Raw genomic sequence first — 20,636 nt, forward strand, 5'->3', positions numbered from 1 at the left:
GAAGCGACGCAACAGCAGCGACGCGTTCACGCGTTGATCAAACATCAATCAGGCTTTGACGAAACGTCAATCAGGCGGCTGCAGAGGGGCGCGCCTTCACGCGCGCGAACCACGCAGCGATCGCCTGATTGGCCGGATCGAGCGGCTGCCCGACATTGTTGAAGAAGTTCAACATACAGAACAGCAGAATGTCCGCGAGCGTGAAACGCTTGCCGCAGACGAACTCCTTGCCTTCCATCTGGCCGTTCAGCCAGGCAATGCGGTTCGCGGAAATCTTCTTCAGCCCTGGCGCGGCTTCCGGCACCGTCACGATGCGCGGCTCGAATAGCTTCAGTCCTTCGGCGAAGCGGAAACCGTTCACACCGGGCTCGCAGATGTTGAGGTCGATGCGCCGCGTCCACATGCGGCATTCGCCGCGCTCCTCGGCCGTCGTTCCGATCAATGGCGGTGACGGATGCTTCTCTTCAAGATATTCGCAGATCGGAATGATTTCCGATAGATATGTGCCGTCGTCGAGACCGAGCGTCGGCATCTGCCCGTGCGGGTTGCGCGACAGGTGCGGCTCCTTGCGATTGTCGCCGGTCCTGAGATCGACTGTTTCCTTCGGGATCGACAGACCCTTCTCGGCAATGAACATCCGCACGACATGCGGATTTGGCCCCACAGAATCATACAACTTCATCTCTCGTTCCTCCTTACGGCACGCCAGGCGCCGACCGAGCCAGCTTTCACGCGGCTTCATCATGCAAGGTTACGCGAACTCCGCCGCCGGATGAAAGGCGGTATCTACTGCATCCGGCCCGGCGCAACGAAGTTACCCCGGATGCTCTCGAATTGCCTCAACCGGTGGCCGAGGCCACAAAAATCTGCTGAAACATCCGCAGGCTATACGTTGCCAACGTGTCTTTCCGACCTGCCGGTGGTCGGAGCCCACAGAGAGATGACAGCCACAACGACAGCAGGCTTATGGAAATCTTCGAGTGGATCATCATCCTGCTGCTCGGCGCCGCCCTTCTCGCGGCGCTGGCCCGGCGGTTGGGAGCGCCCTACCCGACCTTTCTTGCGTTGGGCGGCATTCTGATCGCCTTCGTGCCAAACAGCCCGCAATGGACGCTCGATCCGCATCTTGCGCTGACGCTCTTCGTCGCGCCGATCCTGGTCGATGCTGCCTACGATACATCGTTGCGGGATCTGCGTGACAACTGGGGACCGGTAACCGGGCTCGTCCTTGCCGCCGTCGGCACCACCACGCTGGCCGTCACGTTGACCGCACGCGCACTGGTGCCGGACATGCCATGGGCGGTGGCAATCGCGCTCGGCGCGATCGTATCCCCGCCGGATGCAGCGGCAGCAACCACAGTAATGCGGCAGGTGAAGCTACCGCACCGGCTCTTGAAAATTCTTGAGGGCGAAAGCCTGCTCAACGACGCCAGCGCGCTGTTGATCTACCGGCTCGCGATCATGGCGGCGGTCGGTGGCAGTCTTTCATTCACGAGCTTCGCTCCGGTGCTGTTGCTGACGGTCGTCGGCAGCCTCGCGGCAGGCGTCATCCTCGCGCTGGTGACGCAACCTCTGATGGGTCGGATTCGCGACGTTCCAACTGCGCTGATCCTGCAGTTCGCCCTCACGTTTGGCATCTGGATCGCCGCCGAGCGCGCGAACCTCTCCGGCATTCTCACGATCGTCGCGTACGCGATGATGGTGGCGCGGCGCGGCAGCATGCGGATGCCGGCGCGGATGCGCGTTCCGGTGTTCGCCGTGTGGGAAACGGCGGTGTTCATTCTCAATGCCTTCGCCTTCGTGCTGATCGGCATGCAGCTCAGACCAATCTGGGTGCGCCTCGAGACAGCGGGAACCAGTTTCAGCTATGTGATGACTGCGCTCACGGTGCTGGCCGTGACGATCGTTGCGCGCTTCGTCTGGGTGATGAGTTACAACAAGATCTCCCGCATGCGGATCGAGCGTTATGGCTTTCACCCGCCGCGGCCAATGACGCGGCCGACCGTCGGCAGCGGCATCGTCATCTCCTGGGCTGGCATGCGTGGGATCGTCACGCTCGCCGCCGCCTTCGCGATCCCCGAGACGTTGCGCGACGGCTCGCCCTTTCCCTATCGCGATCTCATCCTGCTGACGGCGTTTACTGTCGTGTTCGGCACGCTGGTCGTTCAAGGCCTCACGCTGAGGCCGCTGATCCGCAAGATCGGCCTGACCGACGATGATCCGGTCGGACGCGAACTCAGAAATGCCCGCGTCCACGTTTATCGCGCGGCGATCGACTCCATCAAGCACGACGATACGCTGCACGGGCACATCCTGCGCAAGGAGTATGACGCCGCCATCACCCTGAACGAAAGCGGCGAACAGAACGGCACCACCGCGGAACTGCCGGGCGGCCCCTTACGGCGGCAGGCAATCGCGGCGGCACGCCAGCGCGCCTTCAAACTCCGCAGTGACGATGTGATCGGCGACGACGCCTACAATCTGCTGGTCGAAGAACTCGATTGGGCAGAACTCAATGCCGGCGCGGCGCGCGAAGGATAGAACAGGCTCCGACGAGGTCGCATTCACGCTCAGGGCGTGTGGCACGTCACCTGCGCCACGTCCGATGCGACGGCGCGAGATCAGACTCTAGACGAGCACCAGATCGAGCACCGCCGCATAGTGACAGGAAGCCGCGAGCAGCACGAAACCATGCCAGATCGCATTCTGGAAGCGCAGCCGCTCCCAGACATGAAAGATCACGCCGGCCGTATAGAGCAGACCACCCGCCGCGAGCAGCCAGAGCGTCAAGTTCGGCAAGGTCTGAACAATGGCATCATAGGCCACCACGCCGCTCCAACCCATCGCCAGATAGAGGCCGATCGACAGCCGGTCGAACCGACCCGGAAAGAACAGCTTCAGTACCACGCCGATGACAGCCACCGACCAGACGCCGACCATCAGCGCGACCGAAATGGTGCTGACCGGCATCTGCGCCAGAAACGGCGTATAGGTTGCGGCGATCAGGATGTAGATCGCCGAGTGATCGAAGCGACGCAGAATCCATTTCCAGCGCGAGATCGGAAACAGATTGTAGGTCGCCGAAAAGCCGAGCATGGCGATCAGGCCAACGGCATAGATCGAGACTGCGACGATGTCGGCCGGCCCGGCGAAATAGCAGGCGACTGCGACGAGGACGACCGCAGCGATGAGGCCTAGTCCGACACCGATCGCGTGGACCACCCCGTCCGCAAGGATCTCTGTTCGGTCGTAATTCCAACGAACCCCGGGCGGCGCACCGTGCAGGGTTCGCGAAGCGAGCTCTTTCAACTGGAAGATCGTCATGGGAGGAAACGTGGCCGGACTTCTCTTAACAAACTGTCAGCGGTACCTCCCCAATTGCGAGGAGGAAGACACCTCACCTGGCAAAACCGTATGATGATTTGATGTCAGAACGACGTTGAATCCAGGCTGCCGATCACTGTTCGGTCATCCATTGCGCGATTGTGATCACCTGGGGCGGCTGCGCATAGCCGACGGTCCACATATCGACCGCCCACTCGCTGCCGGCTGCCTTCTCTTTAATCACCGGCGTATTGTGCGGTGTCTGCAGAACGAGCACGTTGCCTCTGTAACGCGGATCACTCACCGTATGATGCCGCAGGTATCCCCAATCCTGCAGCAGCACCAGCAATCCGGTAATGTTGCGGGTGGTGTCCCAGCAATCGTAGTTGCTCTTGTCAGCGTTATAACGGAAGTCCGCCCGCGCGATACGCTTGGTCGTGCCGATGATCGGGCCAAGCCGCTTGTCGAACCAGACCACGGCCTTCTGAATTGCCGCCCGCTCCGCGGCGGGACCGGCCTTGCCGGCGGCAAGGATCGCGGCCAGCGTCTTCTTGTCCGCGGCGGTAAAGTCGAACAGTTCGCGGCGACGGCAGACGAAACCGTAGCACACCGTCATCGAATTACCGTTCGGCGGGTAGACCGACACGCTTTCGTAAAGCTTGGCCACTTCAGGCCGCAAGTCGATCGCCGCAACCGGAGTGCTGAGCGCCGCCAGGACAAACACTCCCGCAACGAGCAACGCGCGAGAGCGAACACCAGAAGTCCATCGATCCATCATCCGGCAACGCTAACCGATCCGTCTCGGGGCTGCCAAGGGGCTGCCGGTGGTGACGGGATAAATTCGCCACCCCGGCATATGTTACGGTGCGTGTGATGAAAAGGAGGGCTGTCTCCCTCACTCGGCAGGTTGCGCCGCCAGCGATGCTGCCCGCCGGTCAGCCGGGAACATCAACGCCGAGACGACGATCAGCACGCACAGCGCGGCGAACACCTTCAGCGTCAGCGCAAACCCGCCCAGTTCGTGCAGCCACGCGATCATGCCGACGGCGGCGGCGGCGGCGGTGAAGCCGATGAAGTAGCGCACCGCGTAAGCGCGAGCTCGCCACTCGTCGGCCGTATATTTGCCGACCATCGCGTCATTCACGGTGACGATGCCGAACATACCCATCACCAGGCCGATCGAAGCCAACAGCAGCGGCACGTTGTCGAGCACCGCAGCACCGTACAGCAGCGGCGCCGGCAGCAGCGCAAGCACGAGGAAGATGTGCTTGAGCGAATGCTTGTCCAACATCTTGCCGACATTGAACTGCGTCAGCGCACCGAACATATAGACGCCCGCGGTCATCACGCCCAGAAGCGCAGGGCTCGTGGTCAGCTCCGTCAGCCGCTCGGCGAACAGCTTCGGCAATGCTACCGTCACCGCATTGAAGGTGGTCGAGGACGCAACCACTGCGATCAGGAGTGAAGCAAACACGCGCCACATATCGTTCTTGGCGACGCGAGCAGTCGGCTGCTCGGTCTTGTGCCCGGTCCGCACCTCGTGATGGACCGCACGCATGAAGGCGATGCCGATCGCAACCGTCAGCACACCCGGCAAGACGAAAGCCCAGCGCCAACCGAGATATTGCGCGAGGATGCCTGTCACCAGCGCCGACAGAGCCACGCCGAGGTTGCCCCACACCCCGTTGATGCCGACCTCGCGGCCAAGTTGCTCGGCATAGGAGACGATCATCGCCGTGCCGACCGGATGATAGATCGAGGCGAACAGGCCGACCGCGAACAGCGCGACGCCGAGTTGCAGCGGCGTCTGCACGAAGCCGACGCTGACCATGCTGAGCCCGATGCCGATGAAGAAGATCACCATCATGTGGCGGCGGCTCCAGCGATCGCCGAGCCAGCCGGTCGCGAGCGAGCCCGCGCCGAAGGCGATGAAGCCTGGTGTCGCGTAGGGCAGCATCTCGGCATAGCCGAGGTTGAAGGCCGGCCCCATCAAAATGACGGCGGCAGCGAAGATCAGCATCGCGTAGTGATCGATGAAATGGGCGACGTTGATGTAGGTGATAACGGTCTGTGGCCGGTTCATAAGGTTAGTCCTGGTCAATTCTGCTTCCAAAATCAGCAAAATCGACTATACATTGGCGGATCATCGACGTATTGCCAATGAGCATCGAAAAGGCGCCAGCCCGACTTTCGCCTGATCCAGCCCCGTTCAAGCATGGGGTCGAAACGCTTGCGCGCGCCTATACCGGAGGCACGCGGCTTGATCTGCATATGCATCGCGAAGCCCAACTGGTGTTCGCCGCCAAGGGCGTGATGCAGGTGCAGACACCGCGCGGCGTCTGGCTGGTGCCGCCGGAACGCGCCGTGTGGGTGCCGCCGCTGCTCGAGCACGCGATCGACGTGCTGTCCGATATCGAGATGCGGACGCTTTATTTTCAGCCGGACTGGCTCCAGGAGCAGACCGCCGAGGCGAGCCTCACCGACGAGTTCGTCGTACGCGTCGGCAGCCTGATGCGCGAAGCGATCCTGGCGATGTTCGAACCGCACGGCTCGCTTGCGCGCAAATTGACGCTGGCGCGGCTCATCATCATGGACCTGCGCGACGCCGGCGATGCCTCGACCTTCATGCCGATGCCGCTCGATCCGAAAGCGCGGCAGGTGGCGAACCTGATCCTGAGCGATCCGGCTGGCACGCACGATCTGCCGACGCTGGCGGCAACGGTCGGCATTTCGGGACGGACGCTGACGCGGCTGTTTCCGGAGCAGACCAAGCTGACGCTGAAATCCTGGAAGCAGCGCGCCCGCATCATCGCCGCGATCGAGCAACTCGGCCAACCGGGCATCTCGATCAAGCAGATCGCCGCAAAGCTCGGCTTCTCCTCGACCGCCGCCTTCAGCCATGCCTTCCGCGACGTGACCGGCGAGACACCGACCGCATTCCTGTCGCGGAAGACGCAGGACGTCTGATCATCCGGGCCACGAATACCAGCGGTTCCAGGCTTGTGCGATGCATGACACGCAAGTCCGGAACAACCGTCGATCTTATAGCTGCCTCGCGTTATTCGGCGGCCGCCTGCTGCTTCGGGAAGAATCGGTTTTCCGGCCGCGGCAGACCGAGATTGTCGCGCAATGTCGGTCCTTCGTATTCTTTGCGGAAGATGCCGCGCCGCTGCAGCTCCGGCACCACCTTGTCGACGAAATCGTCCAGACCGGCAGGCAGGAACGGGAACATGACGTTGAAGCCGTCAGAACCCTCTTCCACCAGCCATTGCTCCATCTGCTCAGCGATCGTCTTTGCTGTACCCACGAACTTCAACCCCGAATAGCCGCCGAGCCGCTGGGCAAGCTGGCGCACCGTCAGGTTGTCGCGACGCGCAACCTCCAGCACACGCTGCTGAGCGCTCTTGCTCGCATTGGTCTCTGCAATCTCTGGCAACGGCGCGTCGGGATCGAAGCCGGAGGCGTCGTGCCCGAGCGCGATGGACAATGAGGCGATACCGCTGTCGTAATGTACGCGGCTATCGAGCAGCGCGAGTTTCTCCTTCGCCTCGTCTTCGCTCTCGCCGACCACGACGAATGCGCCGGGCAGGATCTTCAGGTGATCGCGGTCGCGCCCCAGCTTGTCGAGGCGGCCCTTCACGTCCGCATAAAACGCCTTGGCTGTCTGGAGGTTGCCGCCCGCCGCGAATACCATCTCGGCCGTTTCCGCCGCGAGCTGCTTGCCCGGCTCGGAAGCGCCGGCCTGCACGATCACCGGCCAGCCCTGCACGGGGCGCGCAATGTTCAACGGCCCGCGCACCGACAGGTATTTGCCCTTGTGATTGAGCACATGGATGCGCTCAGGATCGACGTAGAGTCCGGACTCCACGTCCCGCACGAATGCATCATCAGCGAACGAGTCCCACAGCCCCGTCACCACGTCGTAGAACTCGCGCGCGCGCACATAGCGTTCGTCGTGGCTCATGTGATCGTCGAGGCCAAAGTTCAGCGCGGCATCCGGGTTGGAGGTGGTAACGATGTTCCAGCCGGCGCGGCCGCCGCTGATATGGTCGAGCGAGGCGAAGCGGCGAGCGATGTGATAGGGCTCATCAAACGTCGTTGATGCCGTTGCAATAAGGCCGATCCGCTCGGTCGCCCCTGCCAAAGCCGACAGCAAGGTGAAGGGTTCGAACGACGTGACCGTATGGCTGCGCTTCAACGCATTGACCGGCATATTCAACACGGCCAGGTGATCGGCCATGAAGAAGGCGTCGAATTTTCCATATTCCAGCTTCTGAATGAAACGTTTGATATGCGAAAAGTTGAAATTGGCATCGGGATAGGCTCCTGGATAACGCCAGGCCCCGGTGTGGATGCTGATCGGGCGCATAAAGGCGCCAAGTTTCAATTGACGTTTGCTCATCGAATAATGCCCCTGGAACGGTCCGGTGCTGAGCACGTATTCTTCGGGGGGACGAGGTCAAGGGTGCCCACCCGCCGCGGCGCCTTCCCCCGATGACAACCAGCATGCCGCTGCGACAATTCAGCCGCGCTCGCCATCAGTGATCCTGCAGGCCGCATGGCGCAAAGCGCAAGCGCTTGGAGCCGCAATCCTGCCCCTTGTCGGTTTGGATTGCATTCCGCCGAGGAAAGACCCAATATCCCGCCGCGCCCGAGGGGGCGTTTCCCATATGCCGTCCGCGCTGCGGATGGTGGCCGCGAGCCTGAACAATCACCTGCGGAAAGCCGGACCGATTGCCGGGAATTCTGCATGTGCCGCCCGAGGAAGCTATCAAGTCGAGAGGTCTTGTGATGGTCAACAGATTGCAATTCTACATTGACGGCGCGTGGGTCGATCCCGTCGTCAAGAAAACAATTCCCGTCGTCAATCCGGCGACCGAGGAAACCCTGTACGAGATCGCGGCCGGCTCGAAGGCGGACGTGGACAAGGCGGTCGCCGCCGCCCGCAAGGCTTTCGAGACCTTCTCCGTCACCAGCCGCGAGGAGCGCATCGCGCTGCTCACCAAGATCATCGAAGTCTACAAGGCCAAGATGAAAGACATCGCCTCGTCGATTACCGACGAGATGGGTGCGCCGCTGCCGCTGTCCGAACGCGCTCAGGCCGGCGCCGGCCTCGGTCACCTGATGTCGACGCTCGACGTGCTGAAGAGCTACGAGTTCGAGGAGACGATCGGCTCGGCGGTGGTCGTGCGCGAACCGGTTGGCGTCGTCGGCATGATCACGCCCTGGAACTGGCCGATGAACCAGGTCGCCTGTAAGGTCGCGCCCGCGATCGCCGCCGGCTGCACCATGATCCTGAAGCCGTCCGAATTCACGCCGACCTCCGCGCTGCTGTTCGCGGAAGTGATGCATGAAGCCGGCGTGCCGAAGGGCGTGTTCAACCTGGTCAACGGCCTCGGCCCCGATGTCGGCGTCGCCATGAGCGAGCACCCGGGCATCGACATGATCTCGTTCACGGGCTCGACCCGCGCCGGTATCGATGTCGCCAAGCGTGCGGCCAACACGGTCAAGCGCGTCAGCCAGGAGCTCGGCGGCAAGTCGCCGAACGTCATCCTGGAGGATGCGGACTTCAACAAGGCCGTCGCCGGTGGCGTGGCCCATGTGTTCAACAACTCGGGCCAGTCCTGCAACGCGCCGACCCGGATGATCGTGCCGGCCTCGAAGATGAAAGAAGTGGCGGCCATCGCCAAGGCGGTCGCCGAGAAGACCAAGGCTGGCGATCCGCGCGCTGAAGGCACCACCATCGGCCCGGTCGTCAACCGCACCCAGTGGGACAAGATCCAGGCGCTGATCAAGAAGGGCATCGACGAAGGCGCGACGCTGGTCGCCGGTGGCCCGGGTCTTCCTGAGGGCGTGAACAAGGGCTTCTACGTGCGTCCGACCGTGTTCGCCGACGTGACCAACGACATGACCATCGCCCGCGAAGAAATCTTCGGCCCGGTGATCACGATCCTTGGCGCCAAGGACGAAGCGGAGGCGGTGCAGATCGCCAACGACACGCCATACGGTCTCGCGGGTTACGTCTCGGCCGGTACCGTGGAGAGCGCCAAGCGCGTCGGTCGTCAGATCCGCGCGGGCAACGTCAACCTCAACGGCGTTCCGAACGAGCGCGCCGCCCCCTTCGGCGGCTACAAGCAGTCCGGCAACGGCCGCGAATGGGGTAAATTCGGCCTCGAGGAGTATCTCGAGGCCAAGGCGATCGCAGGTTTCAACGCCGCGTAATGCCGTCCCGATGCTAGCAACGAACGCCGGAGCGCACCCCGCTCCGGCGTTTTTCTTTTCCCCTATCGCCGCTCATCGCATTGCCGAGAGAAAGCTCAAGACGACATCGCTTGTGCGTCAACTCAGCGCGCTGGCCTCGACCCACCAATGCGGGTGCTTCGTCCGCAGCGCCGCAACGGCTGCGGCTGCGGACGCATCATCTGCAAACAGTCCGAAGCAGGTGGCGCCCGAGCCTGACATGCGCGCCAGCGTGCAGCCGTTCGATTGTCGCAACAGCGACAGCACATCCGCGATCACCGGCTGGATCTTCACCGCAACCGGCTCGAGATCGTTACGGCCCGCGCCAATCGCAGCAAGCCAGGTATCCGCAGTCGCCGACGCCACAGGCCACGCCACATCCGCAGGCTTGCCTGGCGGGGTGTAGCTCTCACCGGCCTTCAGGCCGATCGCCGTGAACACATCCTTGGTCGGCACCGGCACACCCGGATTGACCAGCACACACGGAAAACGCGGCAACCGCATCGGCGTCACCCGCTCGCCCGCGCCGCGCATCATGCAGCCGGACGACAGGAGGCACACCGGTACATCGGCCCCCACCGCCTGCGCCGCCGCGACCAGGCGCGGATCGCCCGCAGCGAGCGCATTGGCCCGTGCGAGCAGCCGCAGCGCCGCCGCCGCATCCGCCGAACCGCCACCAATGCCCGCGGCCGCGGGCAGATGCTTGTCGAGCAGGAAAGTACCCGACCTCGCCTGCGGCACCCGCTCGGTGAGCGCCCGGGCCGCCTTGGCGACCAGATTGTCCGTCAGATCACCGCAGGCGTCGGCGCGCGGGCCAGTCACCTGCAGCGCGAAGGCCGATCCCGGCTGCAGCGTCAGCCCATCCGCGCAGTCGGCAAACGCCACCAAACTTTCAAGATCATGGTAGCCGTCGGCACGCCGTCCAAGCACATGCAGCGTCAAGTTGACCTTGGCGCGCGCGCGATCCTTCAGCTCTGACATGGACGACGACCTGCCCTCGTGTGTAATCAGATGTTCTCTTCACTATCGCGGCGAAACGATCAAGAGAGCACCTGACATATCACGCAGGGGAACCCTTCCACAGCCTATCCGGCGACGCCCCGCTACCCCGAAAAGCCCCGATGAAAGGCAGAGGCCGATCAGCCGCCGCGATCGTCCTTCTTGACCTCATTGGCGGCAGCGGTCGGCTCCTTGTCGTCCGGCAGGCCGTCGCGCAGCTTCGCCTCGATCTTCGGCAGCTCTTCCGGCTCCGGCTTCAAGTCCCGCGCATGCGCCCACTGGAAGCGGGCCTCGAGCTTGCGGCCGACGCGCCAGTAGGCATCGCCCAAGTGATCGTTGATGGTCGGGTCCTCGGGCTTGAGGTCGATCGCTCGCTCCAGATGTTTGGTGGCTTCCTCGTAGTTGCCGATCCGGTAATAGGCCCAGCCAAGCGAGTCGACGATGTAGCCGTCATCGGGGCGCTGATCGACCGCGCGGCGGATCATCTTCATGCCCTCATCGAGGTTGATGCCCTGATCGATCCACGAGTAGCCGAGATAATTCAGCACATGCGGCTGCTCCGGCTTCAATTCGAGCGCCTTCTTCAGATCCGCCTCCGACTTCGGCCACTGCTTGGAGCGCTCGTAGCAAATGCCGCGGAAATAATAGAACACCCAGTTCTGGTCACTCGCTTCGGGCATAGCATCGATGCCGAGCGAATAGGTGTTGGCGCATTCGGCGAACTTCTTCTTGCCGCGCTCGATATTGCCGAGCGCCATGATCGCCTCGATATCCTTGGGATTTTCGTCCGTCAGACCTTTCAGGATCTTGATCGCCTCGTCAGACCGCTCGACCGCGTCGAGATTGGTCGCGAGCTGAATCTGCGCATTGCGCTTCAACAGCGAGTTCGCCGGCACCCGCTCATAAGCACCGATCGCAAGTTGCGGACGCTTCAAGGTTTCGTACAGATCACCAAGCGACAGCAGCGCAAGCGAGTGGCTGGGCGCGAGGTACAACGCGAGTTGGAGGTAGACCAGCGCCAGGTCCTCGGCACCACGGCGGGTCAGCGAGGCGCCGATGCCGTACAGCACCTCCGCGGCACCGGCCTGCGGCGAATCGACCATCGGCGGCATCTTCTTTCCAGCCTTGCCGTCGGCAATGCCGTCCAGCACCAGCGGATGGCGCGACAGCTTCTTGTCGAAGGCCTCATAGACCTCGGAGGCAGCCGCGCCGGACTTGTTGCGCGACAGCCAGCGCCCGTAGGCATCCACCACCCGCAGCGCGGAGTCGTCGAGCTTGTAGGCGCGCTCGAGCCGGACACCGGCCTCCTTGGGGCGGTTGGCCACGTCGTACATCAGCCCGACATGCAGGTCCTTGAAGATCGGATACCATTCCGGCCCCGCAAGCCGGTCGACGCTGGCGGCGGCGCCCCGCACGTCGCCCGCACCGGTCGCGGCCCAGCCCGACAGCAGCGCCGCGACCAGATCCGTGATCGGACCGCGCACCGATTGATTGATGTTCTGCTGGGCGAGCGTGTACTGCTTCTGCTTCAAAGCCCGCACCCCGACCACCAGCCGCGCCACGCGGTTGGCCTTGTCGGTCTGCAGCACGCGTTCGGCAAGCTTCACCGCCTCGTCGATATCGCCATTGGCGAGCGTGGAGATGAAGGCGCGGTCGAGCAGCTCGGTATTCTTCGGGTCGCTGCGCAACGCCGACCGATAATAGGACGCCGCAGCCCCTGCATCGCGCTCGACGCTCGCATGCCGGGCGGCCAGGTAGCTGCCGGCGGTGGTCGGCTTCTCGTTGCGGTCGATCGGTGCGAATTCGACGGCGCCGGAGCGGATGGTTTCCGTCTTGGGAGCAGCCTTCGGATGCTGGGCGAACGCCTGGGCCGGGAGGACCAGCGCGGCCAATGAGGCGAGGACAGCAGCGCGGCGGGGGGAAGATGACATCACGATTCGCCCTGGCTCCAGAGTTGCAGTGCTAAAGAGGCGTGGTCCGGCGTTGCGTCAAATCGGCGAAAAATGAACCAAAAGACGCGTGTTGAGCCGCGACAATGGGCTTTTCGACCGCTCCCCGCAAGCGTTCGGGGCGCCGCTCGAGAGAATTCTCAAACGCACCCTATAGCATCTTAGCGCCAACCGAGTGTGGCGGCATCGTGGCCGGAACGTCGCACCCACGCACGTTTGCGTGGGCACGGTGTCGTCCCGGTGCGAAGCTACATCGCTTGATAGTTAGGTCCGCCACCGCCTTCCGGCGGAACCCAGGTGATGTTGCCGTTCGGGTCCTTGATGTCGCAGGTTTTGCAGTGGACGCAGTTCTGGGCGTTGATGACGAACTTCTTGTCCGCCCCCTCCTCGACCCACTCATAGACGCCCGCCGGGCAATACCGATTCGAGGGGCCGGCGAATACGTTGAGTTCGGAGCGCTTCTGCAGATCGAGATCGGCGACGCGCAGGTGGATCGGCTGATCCTCCTCATGGTTGGTGTTCGACAGGAACACCGAGGAGAGCCGGTCGAAGGTAGTCTTGCCGTCGAACTTCGGCGGGGCGATCGGCGCCGAGTCCTTGGCCGGGACCAGCGTGTCGCGGTCAAGCTTGCCGTGACCGAGCGTACCGAACAGCGAGAAGCCGAACAGCGTGTTCATCCACATGTCGAAACCGCCGAGACCGACGCCGAGGATCGTGCCGAACTTCGACCAAAGCGGCTTGACGTTGCGGACCTTGAACAGGTCCTTGCCGACCGCCGAACCGCGCCAGCCGTTCTCATACTCGACCAGTTCGTCATTGGCGCGACCAGCCGCGAGCGCCGCCGCCACATGCTCGGCGCCCTGCATGCCGGTGCCCATGGCGTTGTGCACACCCTTGATGCGCGGGACGTTGACGAAGCCGCCAGCGCAGCCGATCAGGGCGCCGCCCTTGAAGGTCAGGCGCGGCACCGACTGGTAGCCGCCTTCGGTGATCGCGCGCGAGCCGTAGGCCAGGCGCTCGGCGCCCTCGAAGATCGGCGCAACCGACGGGTGGGTCTTGAAGCGCTGGAATTCCTCGAATGGCGACAGATACGGATCGGTGTAGTTTAGATGCACGACGAAACCGACCGCGATCAAATCGTCGTCGTAGTGGTAGAGGAACGAACCACCGCCGGTGGACATGTTCAGCGGCCAGCCGAACGAGTGCTGGATCAGGCCCTTCTTGTGCTTGGCTGGATCGATCTGCCAGACCTCCTTGAGGCCGATGCCGAACTTCGGAGGCTCGCTGTTGGCGTCGAGCGAGAACTTCTTGATCAGTTGCTTGGTCAGACTGCCGCGCGCGCCCTCGGCGAACAGAGTGTACTTGCCGAGTAGCTCCATGCCGCGGGTATAGGAATCCTTGTGCTTGCCGTCACGGCCGATGCCCATGTCGCCGGTGGCGATGCCGCGCACTTCGCCATTGTCGCCGTAGATGACCTCAGCCGCAGCGAAGCCCGGATAGATTTCCACGCCGAGCGCTTCGGCCTTCGCGCCGAGCCAGCGGCAGACCATGCCGAGCGAGCCGATGTAGCAGTGATGATTGTTCATCAGCGGCGGCATCATGAAATTCGGCAGACGGATCGCGCTGCCCTTCATCATCCAGTAGAAGTGGTCATCCTTGACCTGGGTCTTCAGCGGGCAGTCGGGATCCTCCCGCCAATCCGGGATCAGCTTGTCCAGCGAGACGGGATCGATCACCGCACCCGACAGGATATGTGCGCCGACTTCGGAACCCTTTTCGACGATCACCACCGACAGCTCGGGGTTGATCTGCTTGAGGCGGATCGCAGCGGAAAGACCCGACGGGCCCGCTCCGACGATCACCACGTCGAACTCCATGGATTCCCGGGGCGGCAACTCTTCCGTGCTCATCGTTTCCTCGAACAGTTCTAAAACCTGCCCCCCGTTTTTGACGATTTTTGCAGCAATCACAACCTCGGAAATGCAGGAGGGGCATTCCGCAAGGCGGCCAGAGCTGTTTCGTCCACCGAAACGTAGGCCTGCTTCCGCGATTTTCGCGAGTCCGCTCAAGCTGTGCGGGCGCGCGACCAGGCCAGTGCCAACGGGCCCACCGCGATACCCACGGCCAGCACGCAGAACGCCGCAAGCCAGCCCGATGCGCTCATCGGGCCGCCTGCTGCGTCCAGTGCGACGCCGACGCCCCACGCGCCCAACGCCGACAGGCCGAAACCGACGGTGGAGTGCAGCGCCATGGTCGCACCGCGGAAGGCCGGATCGGCGGCGCCGGTCATGCCGGCGGTTAGTGCGCCCGAATCCGCCGGAACCGTCATCGCATAGAGCAGGATCAGCACCAGCAGCAGCAGCGGCGACGCGCCCGCGAAAAGTCCGATCGCCACCGCGATTAGCGCTGAAGCCAGCATCGCCACGCTGATCGCCCGATGCCGGCCAAATCGCAGCGCCGCCTCGTTGCCGAGAATGCTGGCGGGCATCGCCAGCGCCGTGAACAATACGCTGACCGCGATCGGGCCCAGCAGCGCGTTGTCTGCATTCTGTGCAGCGACGAAAGTCCAGAAGCCGACGATCCAGGTGCGGATGCCGTACAGTTCAAAGCAATGCGAACCGTAGCCGAGGATGTAACCGAGCGCGGTGCGATTGCGGAATACCGGCGAGAAGTCGAGCAGTTTTGCGTTCACCAGCGCGGGCCGGTGCGGCGCCATCAGGATGCAGGTGACGATCATTGCCAGCGGCCCGAGGCCGGTGACGAGGAACGCGGCGCGCCAGCCGAGCCCGTCCGCGACCAGTTGCGCGACCAGAAACGAGAGCCCGACACCGAACGAGAAGCTCGACGTGTAGAAGGTCACCGCGCGCGAACTGTCTCCCGGCGGCAGGCGGTCGGTGAGCGCCTTCAGCCCCGGCATGTAGGCGCCGGCAAAGCCGATGCCGGCAAGCGCCCACAGCGCAGTTGCAGAGACAAGCCCGTCAGCGAACAGGCCAAAGGCAATCGTCGCCAGCGCACTCAGAAGCGACCCGCACAACAGGACGAGCCGTCCGTCGATACGGTCGGTCAGCGTCGTCAGTACGGGAACAGCGAGCATATAGCCGAACGCATAGCCGCTCGCCATCAGCCCGGCCTCACTTCCGGAGAGCTTCCATAGCGGCATTAGATGCTGCGCCATAATGGCCGGCACGACCACATGCGGCAGCAGGTTGCCGATCTGGCCGATGCACATGGCGACGATCAATGATCTTCCGGAAAGCCCCACCCCATCCCCGCCCGATACGAATTTTCTTGTCCGCAACACTACTGGAGCACAGCCTTCCCGCCATTCCCGCATCGGCAGGACTGCCATGCCGGCACACGTAATCCAGCCCCGCTGTCCACAGACTCGCTCCTTGCTGCGGCCACATGCCTGTCTCATAAGACGAGGGTCATGATGCCCGAGCGCCTTCCCACCCTGCAGGAACTGCTGGCCTTCTACGTGGAGGCGGGGGTCGATTGCGCGCTGGAAGAAACACCGGTCAATCGCCTCGCCGACGAGGTGGTCTCCCCGCCGCAACCGACGTTGACAAGCGAGCGGAGCCTGCCGGAGCGGACCTTGCCGCCAGTGCCTGCGTCTGCACGGACCGTCCCTGCGGCTGCGGCGGCGGCAACACCGCCTGACGCCGCGATCATGGCTGCGCGTGAGGCAGCCGGCACCGCCGCCACCCTCGACGAGTTGCGGGCCTTGCTTGATGCCTTCGACGGCTGCGCGCTGAAGTTCACCGCCTCACGGCTGGTGTTTGCCGACGGCAATCCGCAGGCCCGGCTGATGCTGGTCGGCGAAGCGCCGGGCCGCGACGAGGATATCGCCGGCCTACCGTTCGTCGGCCGGTCCGGCAAGCTGCTCGACCGGATGCTGGCGGCGATCGGCCTCGACCGCACCAGCGTCTACATCGCCAACATCATTCCCTGGCGTCCGCCCGGCAACCGCACGCCGACGCCGCAGGAAACGCAGATTTGTCTGCCGTTCATCCGTCGTCAGATCGAGCTGGTGAACCCGGACGTGCTGGTCTGCCTCGGCAATCCATCGAGCCAGGGTATCCTCAACACCCGCGAAGGCATCATGCGCACACGCGGCCGCTGGCGCGACTATGACACCGGCACCCGCACGATCCAGGCGATGCCGACCTTCCATCCGGCCTATCTGCTGCGTTCGCCCGCCTACAAGCGCCTGGCCTGGCAGGACCTGCGGGCCATCAGAAAGGCACTGGCGGCGGCCACATCCTGACAGCCCGATCACGCCGCGGCCTGGCGATGACGACCATCCCTCCCCATTGCCAAGGCCTCCGCTCCTTCGCATTCGGCGACAGTCCGGATCTCGCCGACGAACTGCTCGACCTGGTCCTGCGCGGCCGCAAAACTGCGACCTGCAGCACCGAGGACGAACCGAACACGTCTGCGCCGGGGGAACAGTGGATCGTCCTCGACGGTCGAGGGCGGCCGCGGTGCATCATCGAAACGATTGAGATCATCTACCGCCGCGATTGCGACCTCGATGGCCAGTTCGCCTACGAAGAAGGCGACCGCAGCCTCGACCCCTGGCGAGACGGGCATCGCAATGACTTCAGCCGCCAGGGACGCTTCAGCGAAACCATGATACTCATGTGCGAGCGGTTCCGCCTCGTCGAGGTTCTGGACGGCGCGTGAGCTACAGCCGCGCCTGCTTGCCGAGCGCGTTCTCATACACCTTGATGACGGAGGTGGAGTCGTCCTGGCCGAATCCCATGCCGCGCGCGAGCCGCATCAGGTTCAGCACCTGCGGCGCCACCATGCCCGGCACGCCATGTTCGGTGGCGAGATCGACCGCGAGACCAAGATCCTTATAGGCGAGGTCCAGCGCGAAGCTCGGCTCGAACTTGCCCTGCATGGCCCGTGTCGTCACGCCGCGAAAGGCGCTGGAATTGCCGGAGCCGTTCGAGATCACCTCGACGATCTTGCCGAGATCGGCACCGGCCATCTTCGCCATCATCATGCCTTCGGCAGCGACCGCCGAGTTGCACAGCGCCAGCATGTTGTTGATCAGCTTGGCGACCGATGCCGAGCCGTGCGGTCCGGTATGTACGACCAGCGCGCCGATCGACGACAGTAACGGCCGCTGGCGATCCACCGCCGCTTCATCGCCGCCGCAGATGATGGTGAGCGTGCCATCGGTCGCCTTGATGACGCCGCCGGTCACGGGCGCCTCGATCAACGTGACGCCTTTCGCCGCCAACAATTCGCCGAGGCGCTTGATCACCGAGGGCGCGTTGGTGGAGAGGTCGATCACCGTCGTTCCCGCCTTTGCATGCTCGGCGATACCACCGGGACCGGCCACCACCGCCTCCACATGCTTCGGTGTCGGCAACGACATCATTACCACCTCGCTGGAGGAGGCGATGTCGGCCACGCTCGCGCCACGCTTGGCCCCGGCCTTGATGCAGGCCTCGATCGCCTTCGCATCGAGATCGAACACCGTAACCTCGTGGTTCGACTTGGCGACGATGTTCCGCGACATCGGTCCGCCCATCGCGCCGACGCCGATAAATCCGACCTTCATGACAACGCCTCCCCTTTTTTCATTGTCGCCGTGCGAAGGACCATCGCACGCCGTCACCATAGATCACCTGAGCGAAACGAGCCCGGCAAGCGGCAAATTGAAGAGGCGATATGGCACGGCGAGCTTGCGCCCGCCGATGCCTGATCGATAGTCCCTCGACCGCCGTTACTGCGGCGTCAAGTTGAGGCTGGCCAGAATCTTCAGGAGCTGCGGCGACTCCTCGGTGTAGATCTTCCGCGTTTCCTCGTAACCGATGGGCTTGTGGATCGCGAAACTGGACAGCGCCGTCTGGGTCTTCTCGTCCTGACCCGCGGCGACCATCAGCGCCGACAGCTTCCGCACGATCTCGTCGGGCAGCCCCGCCGGCGCCGACAACAGCCCGGCAAAGCCGCGCAGGCCGAACAGCGGCGAGGTCGCACCCTGATCCTGCAAGGGCTTCACATCCGGCAACGCCCGGATCGGCAGACCAGACGTGCCGATGATCTTGCCGCGCCCGGCCTGCAGCACCGGCAGCGCGGCGACGTAGCTGCCGGCCGCCGCATCGATCGACTGGCTCGCCAGATCCGCCCACATCGGCGCTTCGCCGCGGTAATGCACCGGCTCGATGTTGGTGCCGAACTGCTTGTTGAGCTCGACCGCGGCGGTGTGACCGGTCGTCCCTGCGCCGAACGTACCGATGCTGACCTTGTCGCTCTTCTTTGCGTAGTCGATGAATTCCTTGAGGTTGGTCGCGCCGCATTTCGCACTCACGACGATCGGAACGCCCTCGGAGATGATGCCGGCGACCAGCACGAAATCCTTATCCGGATCATATGGCAGATCCTTGAACAACACACGGTTGTTGATGAGCGCTGAGCCTATCGACAGCATGAAGGTGTAGCCGTCCGGCGCCGAGCGCTTCACCTCGGTCGCGCCAACGATACCGCCCGCACCCGACTTGTTCTCGACCACCACCGGCTGACCGAGCTGCTTGCCGATATATTCGCCATAGGCACGCGCGATCATGTCGGTCTGGCCGCCGACCGGATACGGCACGATGATCTTGATCGGCTTGCTCGGCCAACCCGTTTGCGCCTTGGCCTGCGAGCCAAGAAGCGGCACCGCAGCCAGTGCGGCGCCCGCGCCGAGCAAACCGCGGCGCGTCCAATCGAAAGACATGTCCTGTTCCCTTCCCTTTCTGAGCACCTTCGTTGAGGCACATGGCGGTTGATCCGCCCTTTCCTGACTGCTCCTGCCGGGCAACGTGGGCCGCCTGCGGCTCAAGATGGAGGATCAGAGTTCAGGCCGAAGGATTGCGCAAGCTTACAAAACGAAGAGGATACGAAAACGGCGGGCTCACGGCCCGCCGTCGATCGCTAATCCGCCCTTGTCTATTCATCATTGTGGGGTCAGGTTGAGGGCGGACAGGAACTTCAGCGTCAGCGGCGCCTCTTCCTTGTAGATAGTCTGCGTCTCCTCGTAACCGACCGGCTTGTCGATGGCGAAATTCGAGAGGGCCGTCTGGGTCTTCTCGTCCTTTCCGGCCGCGACCATCAAGTCAGAGAGCTTCTTCACGATCTCCATCGACGTCCCCGCCGGCGCCGACAGCACGCCGCTGAACCCGCGCAAGGTGAAGAGCTTCGAGGTCGCCCCCTGTTCCTTGAACGTTTTCACGTCCGGCGCCATGCTGATGGACCGTCCGATCGCGCCAACCACCTTGCCGCGTCCGGCCTGCAGCACCGGCAGCGCGGCGACGTAGCTGCCGATGCCACCCTCGATCGACTGGCTTGCGACATCGGCCCACATCGGCGCCTCACCACGATAATGCACCGCCTCGATGTTGGTGCCGTATTCCGTGTTGAGCTCGGCGATCGCCATATGCGCGGTGGTGCCGGCCCCATAAGTTCCGACGCTGATCTTGTCGCTTTTCTTGGCGTAGTCGATGAATTCCTTGAGATTGGTCGCTTTGGTTTTCTCGCTGGCGACGAGCGGAACGCCCTGGCTGGTGATCGCGGAAATCAGGATGAAGTCCTTGTCCGGATCATAGGGCAGTTCCTTGAACAACACGCGGTTGTTGATCAGCGGCGAGCCGATCGACAGCATCAGCGTATAGCCGTCCGGCGCTGCGCGCTTGACCTCCGTCGCGCCAACGATACCGCCGGCTCCCGACTTGTTCTCGACGATCACCGTCTGGCCGAGCTGGCGGCCAATGTATTCGCCATATGCGCGGGCGATCATATCGGTCTGCCCGCCGACCGGATACGGCACGACGATCCGGATCGGCTTGTTCGGCCAGCCCGCCTGCGCTCTCGCCCCTCCACCGATGATCGGCAACGCCGCTGCTGCTGCGCCCGTGACAAGCAAACGCCGTCGGGTCACGTCCAAAGACATGCTTCTGTTTCCTTCCGTTTGTACTGAAATGCCTACGTTGAGGCGTGACGGTTGGCCCGTTCTTCGCTAATGCGGCGCGGATCAAAGTCGTTCAGGCCGCTTCGCGCAAGTGCGCGTACCGCCCAGACACGTCATTCGCGACCCTTGGTCGCGGGCACGCCTGCGCACCCCGCGAAATG

17 protein-coding genes are annotated in these 20,636 nt (G+C 63.5%); 5 read left to right on the forward strand and 12 right to left on the reverse strand.

Translation table 11 applies throughout. The annotated features are described in order from the left end of the window. Positions 1-70: 70 nt before the first annotated feature. On the reverse strand, positions 71-682 hold the full coding sequence (locus tag X566_RS03330) for a glutathione S-transferase family protein (protein WP_034467719.1): 612 nt from the start codon (positions 680-682) through the stop codon (positions 71-73). A 284-nt stretch (positions 683-966) separates the two neighbouring features. On the opposite strand from X566_RS03330, the gene X566_RS03335 reads away from it, so the two are divergent. Continuing rightward, positions 967-2,541: a sodium:proton antiporter gene (locus X566_RS03335; protein ID WP_034463452.1), complete on the forward strand. Its 1,575-nt coding sequence runs from the start codon at positions 967-969 to the stop codon at positions 2,539-2,541. 87 nt (positions 2,542-2,628) lie between these two features. Here the strand turns inward: X566_RS03335 and trhA are convergent, their stop codons facing one another. From trhA to X566_RS03350, 3 genes are all read right to left on the reverse strand, one after another. Then, entirely contained in the window at positions 2,629-3,324 is a 696-nt protein-coding gene (trhA, locus tag X566_RS03340) for a PAQR family membrane homeostasis protein TrhA (protein WP_034463453.1), read from the reverse strand. A gap of 133 nt (positions 3,325-3,457) precedes the next feature. Then, on the reverse strand, positions 3,458-4,048 hold the full coding sequence (locus X566_RS03345) for a hypothetical protein (RefSeq protein WP_343213032.1): 591 nt from the start codon (positions 4,046-4,048) through the stop codon (positions 3,458-3,460). Between the two features lie 171 nt (positions 4,049-4,219). Then, complete coding sequence (locus X566_RS03350; protein WP_034463454.1) at positions 4,220-5,407, reverse strand: MFS transporter; 1,188 nt, start codon at positions 5,405-5,407, stop codon at positions 4,220-4,222. Between the two features lie 77 nt (positions 5,408-5,484). Here X566_RS03350 and X566_RS03355 point away from each other — a divergent pair, with 77 nt between their 5' ends. Next, complete coding sequence (locus tag X566_RS03355; RefSeq protein ID WP_034463455.1) at positions 5,485-6,291, forward strand: helix-turn-helix domain-containing protein; 807 nt, start codon at positions 5,485-5,487, stop codon at positions 6,289-6,291. A 91-nt stretch (positions 6,292-6,382) separates the two neighbouring features. On the opposite strand, the gene X566_RS03360 is transcribed toward X566_RS03355, so the two are convergent. Beyond that, positions 6,383-7,726, reverse strand: coding sequence for an LLM class flavin-dependent oxidoreductase (locus X566_RS03360; protein ID WP_034463456.1), 1,344 nt, complete (start codon positions 7,724-7,726; stop codon positions 6,383-6,385). A 389-nt stretch (positions 7,727-8,115) separates the two neighbouring features. Between X566_RS03360 and X566_RS03365 the strand changes: the two genes are divergently transcribed. Continuing rightward, positions 8,116-9,546 carry an aldehyde dehydrogenase family protein gene (locus X566_RS03365; RefSeq protein WP_034463457.1) on the forward strand — a complete coding sequence of 477 codons (1,431 nt, stop codon included), beginning with the start codon at positions 8,116-8,118 and terminating at the stop codon, positions 9,544-9,546. Positions 9,547-9,663: 117 nt separating this feature from the next. On the opposite strand, the gene X566_RS03370 is transcribed toward X566_RS03365, so the two are convergent. From X566_RS03370 to X566_RS03385, 4 genes are all read right to left on the reverse strand, one after another. Next, positions 9,664-10,545 (reverse strand): 4-(cytidine 5'-diphospho)-2-C-methyl-D-erythritol kinase, encoded by an 882-nt coding sequence (locus X566_RS03370; protein WP_034463458.1) that lies wholly within the window; start codon positions 10,543-10,545, stop codon positions 9,664-9,666. A gap of 158 nt (positions 10,546-10,703) precedes the next feature. After that, on the reverse strand, positions 10,704-12,494 hold the full coding sequence (locus tag X566_RS03375) for a tetratricopeptide repeat protein (protein WP_081740033.1): 1,791 nt from the start codon (positions 12,492-12,494) through the stop codon (positions 10,704-10,706). 266 nt (positions 12,495-12,760) lie between these two features. Next, positions 12,761-14,422, reverse strand: coding sequence for an electron transfer flavoprotein-ubiquinone oxidoreductase (locus X566_RS03380; protein ID WP_034463462.1), 1,662 nt, complete (start codon positions 14,420-14,422; stop codon positions 12,761-12,763). 155 nt (positions 14,423-14,577) lie between these two features. After that, entirely contained in the window at positions 14,578-15,741 is a 1,164-nt protein-coding gene (locus X566_RS03385) for an MFS transporter (RefSeq protein ID WP_081740206.1), read from the reverse strand. 201 nt (positions 15,742-15,942) lie between these two features. On the opposite strand from X566_RS03385, the gene X566_RS03390 reads away from it, so the two are divergent. Together X566_RS03390 and X566_RS03395 are read left to right on the forward strand one after the other, a co-directional pair. Continuing rightward, positions 15,943-16,779, forward strand: a complete 837-nt coding sequence (locus X566_RS03390) for a uracil-DNA glycosylase (protein ID WP_034463464.1) — start codon at positions 15,943-15,945, stop codon at positions 16,777-16,779. 26 nt (positions 16,780-16,805) lie between these two features. Beyond that, complete coding sequence (locus X566_RS03395; protein ID WP_034463467.1) at positions 16,806-17,198, forward strand: ASCH domain-containing protein; 393 nt, start codon at positions 16,806-16,808, stop codon at positions 17,196-17,198. 1 nt (position 17,199) lies between these two features. Here X566_RS03395 and X566_RS03400 read toward each other — a convergent pair whose 3' ends face one another. The 3 genes from X566_RS03400 to X566_RS03410 all read right to left on the reverse strand — a co-directional run bounded on the left by X566_RS03400 (position 17,200) and on the right by X566_RS03410 (position 20,457). After that, positions 17,200-18,087 carry an NAD(P)-dependent oxidoreductase gene (locus X566_RS03400; protein ID WP_034463471.1) on the reverse strand — a complete coding sequence of 296 codons (888 nt, stop codon included), beginning with the start codon at positions 18,085-18,087 and terminating at the stop codon, positions 17,200-17,202. Between the two features lie 165 nt (positions 18,088-18,252). After that, entirely contained in the window at positions 18,253-19,245 is a 993-nt protein-coding gene (locus tag X566_RS03405) for a tripartite tricarboxylate transporter substrate binding protein (RefSeq protein WP_034463474.1), read from the reverse strand. Between the two features lie 219 nt (positions 19,246-19,464). Continuing rightward, positions 19,465-20,457, reverse strand: coding sequence for a tripartite tricarboxylate transporter substrate binding protein (locus X566_RS03410; protein ID WP_034463476.1), 993 nt, complete (start codon positions 20,455-20,457; stop codon positions 19,465-19,467). Positions 20,458-20,636: the final 179 nt, after the last annotated feature.

Source organism: Afipia sp. P52-10 (genome assembly GCF_000516555.1).
Lineage (GTDB): Bacteria > Pseudomonadota > Alphaproteobacteria > Rhizobiales > Xanthobacteraceae > P52-10.